At 58.5% G+C, this 15,799-nt stretch carries 11 protein-coding genes; 3 read left to right on the top strand and 8 right to left on the bottom strand.

The annotated features are described in order from the left end of the window. Positions 1-6: 6 nt before the first annotated feature. From AB4Y89_RS05110 to AB4Y89_RS05100, 3 genes are read left to right on the top strand one after another with little or no spacing between them, the layout of a single operon-like run. Positions 7-1,149 carry a PepSY-associated TM helix domain-containing protein gene (locus AB4Y89_RS05110; protein ID WP_442299808.1) on the top strand — a complete coding sequence of 381 codons (1,143 nt, stop codon included), beginning with the start codon at positions 7-9 and terminating at the stop codon, positions 1,147-1,149. A gap of 53 nt (positions 1,150-1,202) precedes the next feature. Further along, positions 1,203-3,929 (top strand): TonB-dependent receptor, encoded by a 2,727-nt coding sequence (locus tag AB4Y89_RS05105; protein ID WP_442299807.1) that lies wholly within the window; start codon positions 1,203-1,205, stop codon positions 3,927-3,929. Positions 3,930-3,939: 10 nt separating this feature from the next. Continuing rightward, on the top strand, positions 3,940-4,455 hold the full coding sequence (locus AB4Y89_RS05100; protein WP_442299806.1) for a DinB family protein: 516 nt from the start codon (positions 3,940-3,942) through the stop codon (positions 4,453-4,455). A 15-nt stretch (positions 4,456-4,470) separates the two neighbouring features. Here the strand turns inward: AB4Y89_RS05100 and AB4Y89_RS05095 are convergent, their stop codons facing one another. The 8 genes from AB4Y89_RS05095 to AB4Y89_RS05060 are packed head-to-tail and all read right to left on the bottom strand — an operon-like array spanning position 4,471 to position 15,599. Then, complete coding sequence (locus AB4Y89_RS05095) at positions 4,471-5,508, bottom strand: radical SAM/SPASM domain-containing protein (RefSeq protein ID WP_442299805.1); 1,038 nt, start codon at positions 5,506-5,508, stop codon at positions 4,471-4,473. Next, entirely contained in the window at positions 5,501-7,390 is a 1,890-nt protein-coding gene (locus AB4Y89_RS05090; RefSeq protein WP_442299804.1) for a methyltransferase domain-containing protein, read from the bottom strand. The genes AB4Y89_RS05095 and AB4Y89_RS05090 overlap by 8 nt, the downstream gene beginning before the upstream one ends. Continuing rightward, entirely contained in the window at positions 7,387-8,850 is a 1,464-nt protein-coding gene (locus tag AB4Y89_RS05085; protein ID WP_442299803.1) for a B12-binding domain-containing radical SAM protein, read from the bottom strand. The genes AB4Y89_RS05090 and AB4Y89_RS05085 overlap by 4 nt, the downstream gene beginning before the upstream one ends. Further along, positions 8,847-9,653 (bottom strand): class I SAM-dependent methyltransferase, encoded by an 807-nt coding sequence (locus AB4Y89_RS05080; RefSeq protein WP_442299802.1) that lies wholly within the window; start codon positions 9,651-9,653, stop codon positions 8,847-8,849. Before AB4Y89_RS05080 ends, AB4Y89_RS05085 begins: the two co-directional genes overlap by 4 nt. Then, on the bottom strand, positions 9,650-11,047 hold the full coding sequence (locus tag AB4Y89_RS05075; protein ID WP_442299801.1) for a B12-binding domain-containing radical SAM protein: 1,398 nt from the start codon (positions 11,045-11,047) through the stop codon (positions 9,650-9,652). Before AB4Y89_RS05075 ends, AB4Y89_RS05080 begins: the two co-directional genes overlap by 4 nt. Then, positions 11,044-12,531, bottom strand: coding sequence for a B12-binding domain-containing radical SAM protein (locus AB4Y89_RS05070; RefSeq protein ID WP_442299800.1), 1,488 nt, complete (start codon positions 12,529-12,531; stop codon positions 11,044-11,046). Before AB4Y89_RS05070 ends, AB4Y89_RS05075 begins: the two co-directional genes overlap by 4 nt. 15 nt (positions 12,532-12,546) lie before the next feature. Next, a complete protein-coding gene (locus AB4Y89_RS05065; RefSeq protein ID WP_442299799.1) occupies positions 12,547-14,109 on the bottom strand; it encodes a B12-binding domain-containing radical SAM protein in 1,563 nt (520 codons plus the stop codon). Continuing rightward, positions 14,103-15,599: a B12-binding domain-containing radical SAM protein gene (locus AB4Y89_RS05060; RefSeq protein WP_442299873.1), complete on the bottom strand. Its 1,497-nt coding sequence runs from the start codon at positions 15,597-15,599 to the stop codon at positions 14,103-14,105. The genes AB4Y89_RS05065 and AB4Y89_RS05060 overlap by 7 nt, the downstream gene beginning before the upstream one ends. Between the last annotated feature and the right edge of the window lie 200 nt (positions 15,600-15,799).

Genomic DNA, 15,799 nt, shown 5'->3' with positions numbered 1-15,799 from the left:
CATCGCATGAACCTTCGACGAGTACTCTTTTGGTTTCACCTTGTCATCGGCCTTGTCGTTGGGCTGACGATCTGCTTCTTCGCCTCTACTGGCAGCCTGATGGCATTCCAGCCGCAGATCGTTGCGCGTGCTGAGCGGAAGATATCCGTCCCGGAACATCGCCGGGATGTTCCGTGCCTCGCTCCGAGCGAATCCATCAAGAAGCTGCAGACTCAGATCGGCGCGCCTCCAACCTCGTTCGAGGTATTCGCGAATCCGCGGACACCGGCCCAGGTGATGACCGCTCCGGACCGGATCTTTTTGGCGGATGCCTGCACTGGCGAGCTGCTTGGGAATGGGCCAAGCAGGGTGCGCGCATTCTTTGCACACGTGAGAGATCTGCATCGCTATGCCGCATTCGGCGGAAAGCGCTACGAGGCGCTGCATGCGATCGCGATCGCCGGCAATCTGGGATTTCCGATTCTTATTCTCAGCGGCTTGATCCTATGGATCCCACGTCAATGGAAGAAGGTCCACCTGCGGAACGCGCTAATGATCCGAGGCCATCTGAAGGCTCGTGCCCGCGACTGGAACCTGCACACGGTTGGTGGTTTCTGGTTAGCTCTTCCTCTGTTGGTGATCTCGCTCTCCGGATCGGTGATGGCCTACGACTGGGTTAATGCGCTGCTCTATCGCGCGGCGAGGACCCCTTCGCCGCAGGGCAAGGAAGAGAGACCGAAGACGGTTGACCTCGGGAACGTTGAGCTGCTGGATAAGCTTCTTCCTCTTGCAAAAGAGACAGACCCAAGGTGGAACAATCTGACGGTGCGTTTTCCCATTGCTGCCAACAGCGTTCCGTTCGCGCTCGATGAAGGCTCAGGCTCGCGGCCGCAGCAGAAGACCCAGCTTGTACTTTCCAAAAACGGCAAGCTGACGAAATTCGATACCTTCGACAAACTTCCGCGTGGCAGACAGTGGAGGCTCTACGGCCGCTTTCTCCACACAGGCGAGATCTTCGGATGGGTAGGGCAGAGTGTAGCCTTTCTCGCCGCACTTACCGCCGTGTTACTTGTCTGGACTGGATTCGCACTTAGTCTTCGCCGGTTCGTGGCGTGGAGAACCCGCAAGGCTCGTGCGCGAGAGCGGGCTCCAGTTCTAGAGGCCGTTTAAATATCGCTTCAGCGACTTAATCAGTAACAGCGTTTCAACTGAAAGGATCTCCCGTGCCTAAATATCTTGGGCTTGCCCTCGCTTTATCTTTTTTCATGTCTTCGGGCACGTCGCCAGTCATTGCGGAGGTGGATGCGCTGGCTCAAGTGGAGGGGCGGTCCTCCGTTCATGGCAAGCTCAGGGCTAAGGATGGCGCGGTGATATCCGGCGCTCTCGTGAAGCTCACGGACAGCAGCGGCCGAAGCTTCACCGTGTCCTCGTCGGCGGAAGGAAGTTTTGCTATCTCTGGATTGCCGGCGGATGCTCCATACACGCTGGTCGTGGAAGCGCTCGGCTTTGAGACGATGCGCCGTAGTGATGTCCTGCCTGCGGAGACCGATCTCGACCTGGCGCTCAACGTCGATCCGCTGCAACAGGAGATTACGGTCTTTGCCCAGGAAGAGTTGCTGAAGACGACTCCGGAGATCTCGTCGACGCTGTCGTCACAGGAAGTGACGCAACTGCCATCCGTAAGCCGTAGCCTTGCGCAGTTCGCGCTTCTCGATGTCAGGGCAAAGAATACTGCCGGCTCGGGATCCGATGGCCGGACGGGAACACGGCTCTCGCTCAATAACCAGTCTTTCCGCTTCACGCAGTATCTGCTGGATGGAAGTACGAATTTTGACTTCGTCCTATCCAATGGCCCGCAACAGAATGTATCGCTCTCGTCGGTGGGTGAGTTCACGGTACAGACGAATACCTTTCCCGCCCAGTACGGCCGTGCGAGCGGCGGTGTTGTCCTGGTTGCTACCAAATCGGGTTCGGATCAACTGCATGGAGAGGCCTTTGCCTTTGTACGTCCTTCCGGAATTCAAGCGGCTCCGCCAGTTTCAACATTTCATGTTCCGAACGAAAAGCTTCAGTGGGGCTCAACTATCGGTGGACCGATACGCCGCGGGCGAACCAACTTCCTGACGTCGTACGAGCAGCTTCATCAGGAGCGCGGTGCTTTTATTCAGTCTCCGACGACTGGCTTCTTCACGGGAAAGCTGGACTCCTACATCGGATTGGCGCGCATCGATCACAAATGGAGCGAACACCAGTTCACCACATTGCGGTTCAACGGCGACTACCTTACGACGAATAATCTGAACGACACTGTCGGCGGGTTTGTTCAAGCGAGCGCCGCTCGCACTGACGTGCAGCAAAGCATCGCGGGGCAGCTCACCCAGCGAAGCCTGTTTGCAACGTGGCTGAACGATTTCAGAATCTCCTATGCCAGTGCGCTTCCGCTTTGGTATACGCCGATCACTCCAGGCATCTCGATCGTCCGGCCAAGCTACGCCACGACCGGCGGATCGGCCAGCGAGCACTTGCGCACGGGCGCATTCCAGGTGATGGATACCATGAGCAAGACCTGGAAGCAGCATCAGTTCACCTTTGGTGGTGATTACCTTCACGAAAAGGCTGGGTATAACCTCATCTCGACCCCGCTGGGAACATATACGTTCGCGGCAGGTGCTCCAACGGCTGGACAGATGCCATTGCGCTACAACGTCACTGTCGGAAATTCGAATCTTAGCTACGGACAGGAACTGATGTCGGCTCACTTTCAGGACGATTGGAAGCTGACGCCACGTTTCACCGCGAATCTAGGCCTCAGGTACGACTATCAATCGAACGGTTCCGGCAGGACAAACCTCCAGCCGCGTCTCGGTCTGGCATGGAATCCATTTGGCGACGGCAATACTGTCATTCGCGCGGGAGCGGGTCTGTTTTATGACCAGCTTTACGGACAGCTTCAGCGGAACGCCCTTAACCTTGGTCCGGATGCCACGACCGCGAGTTACACGATTTCAAATCCCTCTTATCCAACGCCTCCTGCGGTCAGCGGCACACAGGATCGCCGTGACATCTATCTCCTTAGCCCTTCACTGAATAATCCGTATACGATGCAGCTTTCTGCTGGAATTGAGCAGCGGCTTCCGCATGGCTTTGTGTTGGAGATGGATGCGGCGTTTCTGGCCTCGCGCCATCAGTTGGTTCTGGTCAATCAGAATGCGCCGACGCCGTTTATACGCACTGCGGCGGGACAGACGCGCACCGCGGCCGCAGCCAATGCGACGCGTCCTTATCTCAACTACAGTCGCAGCGATGGCACCACGATTCCGGTTGCGAATGTGCAGCAGGTAAGCAACGCAGGCAACTCGCGTAATCCGTCAGGAGAGATTCGAATCCGGAGAAACTTCGCGAACCACTTCGAGTTCCAGGCCTCGTATCTCTACAGTTCCAACATTACGAATGTCTTCTTTACGGGAGGCAACAACACCGGAACGCCGAGCGTGTCGGGCATCACTACGGGAGAGAACGGACCTTCAGACTTCTTCCAACGGCATCGCCTGGTGGCGTATGGAGTCGTGGATCTTCCGTATGCCTTCCGGATGAGCGGAACCACAACCGCGGCGAGTGGCTTGCCAGTGAACCCTCTCACCGGTGTGGACAACGACGGAGATGGTATCGCAAGTGATCGTCCAGTCGGGCTCTCGCGCAATTCGTTTCATGGGCCGCCGCAGGCTCAGACCGACCTTGCTCTGACACGGACTTTTTCCTTCTTCGAGAAGGTACGAGTCGAGACACGGGCTGAGTTTGCCAATGTCTTCAACCACAATAACTTTGTAAAACTAACGACGACGTACGGAAATACGGCAACTCCAGGCAGCACCTTCCTATTGCCACAGGCGGGCATTCAGAATAGCGATCCATCCCGTCAGGTTCAATTTGCAACGAGGATCCTGTTCTAGACTGGAGCCGATGACCTACGATGATCTCCGCCTCCTCATCGATTACAACTATTGGGCGCGCGATCGAGTGCTCGACGCGGTAGGCGCAATCACGCCTGAGCAGTTCATTCGTCCCATGGGGAACAGCTTCAGCTCGGTGCGTGACACCATTGCGCATATTTGCGCTGCCGAGCGCATTTGGATCACCCGGTTGAAGGGCGAAAAGCTGCAGGGAATTCAGAAACCGGACCGCCTTCCTGATGTCGACGCAGCCCGCAAGGAGTGGGCCGAACTGGAAAGCGAGATGCGCGAACAACTTGCAAGATTAGGGCCGGAAGCTGTGGAGCGCACAATCGAGTACCAGGACCTTCGTGGTAACAACCAATCCGACGTGCTTTGGCAGATGCTGCAGCACATGGTCAATCACGGAACCTATCATCGCGGACAGATCACCACGATGCTGCGACAGCTGGACACAGCGCCGCCGAAGTCCATGGACCTGATCGCCTTTTATCGCGAGCAAAATCGGAAGCCCTGGACCAGGTGAGCGGAAGTCGCGCCTTTAGACGCCGGGTTCGTTTGATGGTTGGTAGTTAAGTGAGCAGACACAGCGCCTGCAGATTTCGTTCTCATCGACCTTCAGGTGAGACCGGAACTCAAAGGCGCTATCGCTGTGAAGGATGTCTTCCAACGTCCCGTGTCCCAGGTTGCCGATAGGTTGATGAAAGAAACAGGGTTTTACGGTCCCATCGACCTCCCACACAGCGGAGACCCACGGAGCATTGCATACCGGAGCTCGATGTGGAACCAGGCCAGCTTCTGCCGCAAAGTGGTCTGCAATGCGCTGGAGTTTCTTCCGGCTCTCTGCGATCGAAAATGCCGGGGCTAGCCGCTCCCGGGCTTCCGCGACGAGGTCGAGCTGCCGGTTGAGTGTCTCGAGCTCGGTGGCGTCCACCTGGATAGAACTACGACGCTCAATTGGCCAGACCAGCTCCCGATTGAAGGCGGTGGATGAGAGGTCGGCGGCAAGGAAAGAGAGGCCATCTAGCCCGGCATCGATGGCGGCACCTACGGTGGCCGCTAGGTGCGCAAAGTTTGCGTGTTGTACGGTGCACCGTGCTCTGACTGGAAGCGTGCTTCGCCGCTTGAGAGCGTGGACTCCGCGAGAAAGCAGGGCAAAGGCACCTTTGACTCCGCGAATCTGATCGTGAACCTCGGGAGGTCCATCGAGAGAGACGATAACTTCTTGGAACTCGGCTGCAACCAGGGCAGCGTGCTTCTCCAGCAGGAGCCCACTGGTGAGCAGGGTCAGCGTTGCGCCTATCTCACGGAAGAAATGCGTAAGCTCTGGCAGCTTTCGATGCATCAGCGCTTCGCCGCCGGTGAAGACAACCTGTTCCACACCCAGCGCGAGCAGCGACTCACGCTGACGTTCCAGAACAGCGAGATCGAGCTCCTGGTTTTCCTCGCGTTTCCAGATGTCGCACATCGCGCACCGGCAGTTGCACCGGCTGTGCACATGCAGCAGAAGAATCGGCATCCGCGTCTTGCGGTGCTCCTGCAGGTGAGGCGTCTCCGCGATTGTTGCTGTCTCAGGCAAGAGCCACCGTCCTTTCTCCCAGGCGGATCACCCCATGCTGCTGCAGCATAGTGGCAGCTTCAAATGCCGGTCGAAGATCCCCGCGGATCCAGCGCCGCCGGCCGTCGACATTGATCTCAGTGAACCCTGCAAGCTCCTGCGGCTGGAGAATGTGTGCGAGTTCTTCCGCGACAAGCTGGATGATGCCATTCCGCATCACAAAATGGACGTCCTGCCATGTCAGGTGACGAAGCGTCTCTGCAGGTGATAGGCCGCGATCGGGTACGGCAATCAGATCGGCTCGGCCGTCAATCTGAATCTTCCCCTGACCCTCGGTCAGTCGCAACATCGTTGCCGGATTCTCCGTAAGCATGGAGTAGAGTCGTGCGGCCGGCAGATCGTAACGCGCTGTGACAAAGGCCGCTTCGTCCAGTAGGTCACCGCAAGCGGTAAGCGGAGAGTCGCTTCCAAGCGCAGCATTCTCGAAATTCTCTAGAAGAGTAGCGGCTGGAATCGTCCCAAAGAGAAACTCATTGGAGCTGGGGCAGAAGATCAAGCTGACTCCTGCTTCTTTGAGCCTGTCGATCATCTGTGGCGTGACCGCAAGTGCGTGAACAAGGATGGTGGAAGGACGCAACAGACCTAACGCCTGCAGCATTTCGATCTCTTGTTTCGCTCGCTCGCTTACCCCCTCGGCTGCATGTACGATCAGAATCTCTCCAGAATCGATCGATGATTCTTCCTGAAGCCCCGCAAAATCGAATGCAGCGGAGTGCACCCAGCGCATCTCTTCCACCACGCTGACTGGAAATTCGGGTTCACGCATTATTTCTGTAATCGGATTGTGATGGCACACCGTCGTTACACCGGACAGCAGATTCCTCAGAGCGCCCCACTGAATACGTGCCTCCCGTTGGATGCTGCGGTGCCGTGCGATGGTCTCGGCATGGTGCACGTGAATTGCGCCGGCCCATTCCTGGGCATCGGCATAGCCGCCTTCTCCCAGCCGTGGAAAGAGACCGAACTCCAGATGATCGTGCGCATTGATCAGGCCGGGAAGAAGAAGGTGTCCATCCAGGGAAACCTGCGTCATCGGCTCGGGCGAGCTATCCAGGAGGGAGCGTATCCGTCCTCCCTCGACGGTAAGTGTGCGTGGCAACGCATCATATGCCGATAGCGCACACTGACCTCCAGTGATAACGAACTCTGCCTGGGGTGCCTCTCGCACAAGCTGAAGCAGATACATCACTGGTTCTTCGGCAAGCTCTTCGAAGGAACGAGGCCGACCTTGCTGTACAAAGATTTCCCGCTCCGCTTCGGAAAATCCAGGCTCCAGATCGCACACGCAATGGAACCCTTCGGCTGTAAAGATTGCTCTCAGCCTTTCCATGTCGATCTGGTTCCAGGCAATCGTGATCTCTTCGCCCTGCTGGTGGAAAGAACGATTCCAGCCGCGTCGCTGTGCCGTATCGGGATGAATGTCGGCCAGGATGATCTGGCCACTCGGATGGAGTAGCCGCCGCATCTCGCTGCAGAAGGCCCCGAGATCGCCTACGTATCCCAGAACAAGGGAACAGAGGACAACGTCGATCGACTGTGCGGGGAGAGGAATAGTAGTGCAGTCCGCATGATGAAATGTAGCGTTCTTCGGGAGCCGTTGTTTCGCCAGCTCCAGCATCTGCGCGGAGTAATCTACGGCGTGAATCCACTCTGGTTGCAGCTTGCTCAGAAGTGGAAAGTGTCTTCCGGTTCCGCAGCCGGCGTCGAGGATGGTCTTTCCCCGCAATGTTGGCAGAAGCTGACGAAGCAGCCTTGCCTCTAACGAGCAGAATGGATTGCGGGCCTCGTCATAGACTGGCGCCCACTCATCAAAGACTGCGGGAGTTGCGCGAGCTGCGATCATAAGCTTTCCCGCTTGGGTTTCCTGAGATCAATGAACCGCTGCGCCAGCACCAGTTCGTGAGGAGCCGTATAGAAACGGAACGTATAGCGCCATGCGCTGAGTGTCTGCAGTAGATAGCGTCCCCAGCGTGGAGCACGGATATCCTGCACCGTGGGCCAGCGCGAAGCAACGACGATCTCAAAGTTGTCGATCAGCCGTTTGGTCTTGTCCTTCATCCATGGAGCACGGGTATCGATGCGAAGGGTGAAATCCATCCACTTCTTCTCGGCCCACTCTCCCGGGCTGGTTGGGAAGCTGATCTTGTCGTCGACGTCGCCGTACATCGAGCCGCGCTGCGGTGTCGGCGTGTAGTGCTGAATGATGATCTCTGAATCAGGGTTGATGCGCTTGATCTTGCGGATGAACGCCAGCGTCTCGCGTGTATCGCGCTCCGGATCTTTTGGGTTGCCGACAACGAAAGAGAACTCCGGAATGATGCCGGCCTCACGTGTGCGGCGAGCCATGATCAGCGTCTGTTCGGTGGTGATGCCTTTCTGCATCTCTTTCAGCGCCCAGTCTGAGCCGGACTCGGCACCGAAGAAGATCATGGTGCATCCGGCGCGTCGGATGGCCTGCATGGTCTCATCGCTATAGCGGGCCATGATGTCAACACGCGCTTCGCACCACCAGCGCAGGTTCAATGGGGCGATGCGGTCCATGAGTTCCCGGGCTTGCTCTTCGCTCAGGAAGAAGTTCATGTCGTAGAACTGCACTGAGTCGGCGCCGTAGCGATCGACCAGGTGACGCAGAATCGCCTCGGTGCGCGCCGGAGACTCGAACTTTTCGGTTCTGCCATAGGCCGCATGTACACCGCAGAAACTGCAGTTGAACGGGCAGCCGATGCTGGCGTGGTGCACTGCGGTGCGTTTGCCGAAGAATGAGGGCCGAAGATACTTCTCGACGGGAAGCCGATGGAACGGAGACCAGGGAAAAGCGTCCGGCCCCTTCATCGGGCGCTCCGCGTTGTTGCGATGGAAGCCGAACTGGTCCTTGTACGAAAGCCCAAGGATGCTGTCGAAGGTGCGTTCTCCGCGAAGCGCCTCCAGAAGCTCGAGCAAGGTGTCCTCTCCCTGGCCGCGAACCGCGAAGTCGATGTACTTCGCATTGAGCGTTGCTTCCGGATAGATGGAAGGGAAGTAGCCTCCCCAGACGATCGGAACGTGAGGTCGCAGTTTGCGGATCTCGCGGCAGACCTCCATGCCGGCAGCCATCTGCGGTCCAGGCATCACCGAGACGCCGAGCAGTTCCACCCGATGTTTGTCGATCAGGCTGAGGAGCGTGCCCAATGGGTCATCATCGACGTTGCCGTCGACGATCTCATACTCCTCACGACCTTCCAGTACCGCTGCCAAAGCAAGCACGGCGAGGGGAAGCCTGCGGCTTCGAGGTTTCACGGCACGGGGATGAAAGAGAAGGATCACCCAACCTCCCCGGTCTTCTCGAGGTGCAACAGCATGTGATCTCCAAGGGTGCGTAACAGCGGCAATCGGGAGAAGACCATATCCAGCCGGACAAAGATCCGGAGCAGAAGAGGGTGTTTCCGTACCCAGCTCTCAACGTACGATGGCGGTACAAAAAGCCCAATCGCCCGCACACTGCGGAGTTTGAAGTACGGCAGGAATGCACTACGGAGCGTGCTCAGCGTGGGGTAATAAACATCCACCGGCATCCCTTGCAGCATGGCTTGATGTCTTCCCGTCCACCGGCGGAAGGCCTTTGCAGGCTTGCCGTGCAGCAGATACCACGCTGTCTCCCACAGGCAGACACGTGTCGACAGGCATAGAAGCAGAGAAGAGCCAGGCGTGGTTTTGTTTTCGAGTGCTACCGCTACCGGTGCGAGATCTCTGACGCAGTTCAGCCCTGAGAAGTTCGAGAAGACGCCGTCGAACTCTCCGGCGACCTCACGCAGGTCTTCTGTGGCTACCTGCCGGAACTGCGGATTCTCCGTCGTTCCTATGCTCTCCCGCCGTACACGGGCGCAGGCAATCATCCGCTCCGATACGTCCAGCGCTAGCACTCTCCAGCCATTCTCTGCGAAACGCAGAGCGTCTTCGCCGGTACCGCAGTTCAGTTCCAGGAGCCGTCTGCGGCCGTGAAAGATGCGGAACGCATCCTGCATGATGACAGAGCGCTGCGCCTGCCCGATGTGGCTCTGCGTGAAATCATCGTCATACGTGTCGGCCATCGCGTCGAAAGCCTGGCCGGCTGGGTGCGCCGCGATCATGCCTCTACCTCTGCGGCCGCGTCCATCAGACCGATGCGGGCATTGCGTATCTCTTCCGCCAGGCGGCTGGCCTCCTGTTCGTCCGGAGCCTTGAAGTCACGCATCCGGGCGAGAGCGACCTCACTGCGTAGCAGCTTGTCGGCGAAGCTGTAGTAGCGGCGAGAGTGGCGGCCGCGAATCTTGATCTCCCGGTCGGAGCTCGTGCCCCATGGTGCAAGCTGAATCAGGTCGTCCTGGATCTTCTTGTAGTAGGGCGTTCCTTTGATCGGATACGAGACGGTTGTGAAGAAGATATCCGGCTGCGTCCGGCTCACGTGCTGAATGGTGGCTTCGATATCTTCAAGCTCCTCGCCATCGTAACCCCACATCAGGAACATTCCGCTCTCGATGCCGCGGGTCTTGCTCAACTCTACGGCGCGCTGCACCTGGTCCAACTTCACGCCGCGCTGCATGGAATCCAGAATGCGCTGCGACCCGCTCTCCGACCCGATCCAGACGCGGAAGCAGCCTAACTCTGCCAGCAGATCCATCGCCTCTTCGTTCAGACGGTCGGCCCGGGAGATGCACTCGAACGGAATGCGAAGACCACGGCGCTTCATCTCCGCCGCATACGTGCGTAACCAGGTGTGGTTGATGGTGAAGACATCGTCCGAGACCCAGATCATGTCGGGCTGGTACTCGGAGAGCAGCCACTCCACCTCATCCACCACCAGCAGCGGATCGCGGCGACGATGGGTGTTGCCATAGACCTGATGGCTACACCACTGGCAGCGGTAGGCGCATCCGCGTGCCGTGATGAAGTTAACTGAACCTTTGCCGTGGTGTGTACGCCAGGTATCGACGTACTTCTGGATGTTCACCATCTTGCGCGCAGGCCATGGCTGATCGTCCAGGCATTTGATCTGTGCCCGTGGCGGGGTCTGGCGAAGCTCTCCATCTTCGAGATACGCCAGGCCATCGATCTTGCTCACCTGATCGAGCCCGCCTGAGCGGATGGCAGTCATCAACTCTTCCAGCGTCAGTTCGCCTTCACCCAGAACCACGAACTCCGCGCCCGCATCCAGATACTCTTTGGCGTAGGCTCCAGGCTCCGGACCTCCAACGATCGTCCTCCAGCCGGCCTCGCGTGCGATTCGCAGCAGCTCCACGATGTTGCTTCGAGTCATCAGATTGGCATAGAGGCCCAGCGTTGACGGTGTTCCGGTTTGCAAGCGTTCGATCAGAGCTGCCTTGGACGAAAAGGTTGTATCGAAGACCTCGACGTCGAAGCCCTTTGCCTGCAGATGCGAGCACAGATAAAGAATGCCCAGCGGGGCATAGGGCTTCATGATCTGCAGCTCTTTGGGGTCCTCGTAGAGGAAGTAGCCGTGGGCCAGCAACAGGTCGGGAGTCATACGGCGCCTCCAGCAGGTGTTAGTGCATGGAGCGGTAGAAAACTCGCAGAGTCCTTGCCAGAGCGGGGCTGCGGCATGTGGTCCACGTCTCTCCGCTCCTGCGGCTCAAGAGCGGCAATCTCTTCCCACACGGCAGCTACCTCCTGCTCATTGGCCGAACCGCTGCTCCATCCGCGGACTTCGAGGTGCAGCGCATCGCGGATCGTGCGATAGAAGCTGTCGGAGTAGGCGCCGGAGAACATGACACACAGATCGTCACTGTCCTTCCAGTTACGCTTTGCCACAAGCTCGGCCTGGACACGCTCGTAGAAGACCGTTCCGGGCAGGGGATACGAGATGCTGACACCGATGTCATCCGGGCGCGTGGTCCGAACCAGGGCAAGTGTCTCCAGCAACTCCTGCCAACCCTCCCCGGGATAGCCAAGCTGCAGGAAGAAACATGCCTTGATGCCGGCAGCGCGAAGATGGGTCCTTGCCGCGACTACATCCGCGACGTGAAGACGTTTGTCCATCGCATCCAGAACCTTCTGCGATCCCGATTCAACGCCCATCCAGACCTCGTCACATCCGCTTTCAGCCAGCAGGGAAACGACATCCTCCCGCAGGAGGTCGGCTCTCGCCTGGATCTTGTAAGGAATGACGGCATCGTAGGTGTGTACCCACTGGGCGAAGTCCTGCAGCCAGTGCCGGTTGAGGGCGAAGATATCGTCGCTGAACCAGATGTGTTTGGCACCGTGATGCTGCTTCAGATCACGCAGCTCCTGTGCGACATCGGCGGCGGGGCGAAGCTGGTACTTGTTGCCGGAGATTGGCTTCGCGCACCAGTTGCAGGAATAGGGGCAACCCCGGCTGGCGACGACATTCGCAGAGAAGTGCCCATGAGCTTCGGTCCAGGCATCGCGGTAGAGGCTCATGTCAATGAGGTCACGCGCCGGCAGCGGCATCTTCGACCAGTCGGTATTACGAACCGGGCTGCTGCCGCTGCGATGAAGCGAACCTGCCGTATCCTTCCAGATCAAGCCTGGGACTCCAGATGGATCCTGGCCCGCAAGGATGGCCTGGCACAACTCCGTGAGCGTGTTCTCTGCCTCTCCCGTCAGGATGTAGTCCACGCCGGCCTTCAGGTACTCTTCCGCGAAGTCAGTCTCGTCGGAACCATGTGCGACGACGACCGCCCCTGCCGCCTTCCCCAGCCGTGCGATCTGTTCTGCCGTCTGACGCATGGAAAGCAGACACATCTTAGAGAGAAAGTTGAAGTCATCCTCGTAAATCACTAGAATTTTTGGATTTTCCAGCTGAAGCATCGACTTCAGGCTGTGGAGAGGATTCTGCAGGGTGGTATCAAAGACCGTTACCGGCACTCCGGAATCCCGGAGTGCCGCCGCGGCGTAGAGCGTGCCCAGCGGGGCATAGGGCTGCATCTTCCGCAGTTGCTTCGGATCGTTCGCCAGGTGATAGGAGTGAGTAAGAAGTATGTCTGTCATCGTGGGGACTCCGTGCTAACACGCGGCTGCCTGGTCAGGAAGTTCCTGGCCGGTCACCAACGATCTGCGGGATGCAAGTGGTCCAGAAAGTCTGGAAGCCCAGAGCTCCCAGGGAAAGCCGTAATGGCTTGAGCGGACGCGCCAGCTTACGGTGCGTTTGAATAGCTGGCGAAGGACAGCAGTCTTCAAGGGCTCCTTGTCATGTCGGCGGTGAACCTTACCGTTCAGCAGGAAATAGTCCGTCATCCGCCTCAGGCGTTCGAGTTCCTCTCCCTGCAGCCATGGCAGGGCATTGACGCTGAGCGGCAGCTTGATCCACTCCTCCAGGGTCTGCGGCGCCCTCACTCCCAGCTCGCGAAGTTGCGGCCAAATGGGGATGCCGGGATAGGGGGTAAACAAATTTGGAGAGAACTGGACATTGTTGTACTGTTCCACGATGTCGCTCATTGTCTGGAAGGTAAGTACCCTATCTTCTTCTGTTTCCCCGGGATAGCCGAATATAAGGTTGAAGTTAATCTTGATGCCGGAGACGTGCGCTTTGCGTGCCGTCTCGTACATTTCGTCGACACGCTGGTGGCGCTTGTTCATCAGCTTGAGGACACGCTGAGCGGTTGACTCAGTACCGAAGCCCATCACCTTTACGCCGCTGTCGGCCAGGAGCTGTACCTCGTCCTGGGTCATGCGGCAGAGGAAATCGGTCGAGGCCTGGAAGGTCCACTGGAAGCGAACTCCGGAGTTCACGATCCCGCGTGCAATCGCGAGAGCCCGCTTTACGTCCACGGGAAAGTTCGAGTCGAGCAGGGCAACCTCGTCGATCCGGTACGTGCGAACCAGATCGACGAGCTCACCCACCACCCGGTCCGCGTCGTAGGCATTGAAGCGTCGCCGGTATACCACCATGTCGGTGCAGTAGTTACATGCGTACGGGCAGCCAACGCTGGTGGCGTAGGCCAGCTTGCGATGCCCATTGAGCGGCTCATAGGCATCGAAGTCCGCCAGGTCGTAGGCGGGCGCCGCGAAGCTGCCGATGGGAGCGACGGTGCGCTCGGGATTCTCGATGATCTCGCCATCCTGCTTCCAGTGGATGCCTGCGATCGGGCCAACCGAACTACCGTTGGTGTAGGCTTGGGCAAGCTCCAGCATGGTTAGCTCACCCTGTCCGCGTACAACGACATCTACGTACGCTTCGCGTACGGTCTGTGCCGGTTCCAGCGAGGGATGCCACCCGCCAAATACCACCGGAAGTTCGGGGCGAGAAGCCTTCAGAGCCTTTGCCGCGGAGATAGCTCCGCGAATCATCGGTCCGGTCAGCACGGAGATCCCGACGCAGACAGCGTCGGCACTCTCCGCCACGATGCGCTGCAGGTAGTCCTTATGAATGCAGGCGTCGATAATACTGACTCTGAAACCTGCATCACGCAGAACTCCGGCGAGCGCCAGAAGACAGAGTGGTGCCCCGAGCGGCGGACCGTCATAGGGCGGATAAAACAGAACGACCTTGTTTCGGCCGGGCGATGGGCGTGGTGAACTGTGCGCCGGAGCCGGCCGGATGGCGCTGGCTGGCAGCACGTTCAGCATGCCGCTGCCTCCGCCGGGGTACGCGCAAGGCGCTTGGCATCCACGGCCGGCTTTCCTTTAGGGATCCGCTTCTTCAGCTTGTTGTTCAGCCAGATATCGACCGGGAAACGGTACGCATCGTGATCCAGACGCCAGCGGGCCGGTAAGGAGATTGCCTTCTGGGCCAGCCGGATGATCGGCGGACGCGTGTCGGCGGCGATGGGAATACGGTTGAAGGCCAGGCGCAGGTACTCGCGGGTATCCTGAAGCCGCTTATGGTCCTCGCCCTTCAGCCAGGGAAGTTCCGTGTAGCGGGGAAAGAAGTCCGCCCAGCCTTCCAGAGTGGTCGGCGGCTCAATGCCAATCTCAGCCGTGCGCTTGAAAATCGGCGAGCCCGGGTAAGGCGTGAAGATGTTCGTCCAGAACTCCGCTCCCGGAAACTTGCGGCAAACGTCGAGCATGAATTCGACAGTCTCGCGGCGCTCCTTCGCTCCTTCGCCAGGGAAGGCGAAGATGATGTTGAAGGAGGGACGGATGCCTGCCTCCAGGCAACGCGCTGCGCTCTCGTAGATCGACTCGAAGTCCTGGAAGTCCTTGTTCATCGCCTTTAGGATCGCGGGCGATCCTGAGTCGACGCCCTGGCATACCTGCCGCAGTCCAGCGCGGCGCAGCAAACGCATGTCTTCCAGTGACAGCCTTGCTACCAGATTCGTCGTCGCCTGGATGCTCCAGGTGTAATGCGAATTCTCGCGGACCAGGCCCTCGGCGATGCCTCGTGCGCGATCCAGATCGACGAGGAAGTTGTCGTCGACCACCCAGATCATCTCCAGCTCATAGCGCCGGCTTAGATCGACGGTCTCTTCGACAAATTGTTCCGGGGGGAGGGCGTTCCACTTTCTTCCGTAGACGCCGCCGTTGGTGCAATAGGCGCAGTTGAATGGGCAGGCAAGGCTGGAGGTATACATCGCCCAGCGGCGGCCACAGGAGCGCTCGTAGGCATCGAAGTCGGCCAGGTGGTAGGCCTTTGGCGGCATCTCGACGAGGGGGCGTAGCGGTCTCTCGGGAGTAAAGATGATGCGGCCGTCCCGCTTGAAACCAATACCTGCGATCAGATCCGGTGCCGATCCACTGCTGAGGTGCTGCACCAGCTCCAGCATTGCGTCTTCGCCCTGTCCGCGGACGACGTAATCCACGCAGGCAGCCTCGAGCGTCTGCTGTGGCAACAGCGACGGATGCCATCCGCCCAGGACGATGGGGAAGTCAGGTTTCCACTCTTTCACGGCTCTGGCAATGGCGACGGTCTCCCGGATCATTGGTCCAGTGACCAGGGAGACGGCCAGGCAGAGGGCGTCCTTTACCTCTTCGAGAACCCGTTTCTGGAAGTCAGGCGTGATCGTCGAATCGATCAGACAGATCTGATAGCCGGCACGTTCCAGAGGTGTCGAAACGGCAAGAATACCTAACGGCGCCGTCGCTTCCGTACTGGCGAACGACGGGAAGAAGAAGACGATTTTGCGGGAGCGTGCCAGTTTCGGATACCTCGTTCAAGAAAAACGATAGAGACCCCGTCTCATGGCAATGTCACCTGCATGTCAGCGATTTGTAACTGTGTGGGCGACTTGTTTTTGCTTTGTCATTGTGCGGGAAAGCGAGCCCGATGGAGCTGATTTCAAAAGGCTTGCCACATCTGCCATTCATTTGGTGTGATGGT

The organism is Terriglobus sp. 2YAB30_2, from assembly GCF_052114765.1.
Lineage (GTDB): Bacteria > Acidobacteriota > Terriglobia > Terriglobales > Acidobacteriaceae > Terriglobus.
This window is presented reverse-complemented; position numbering and strand designations above follow the sequence as displayed.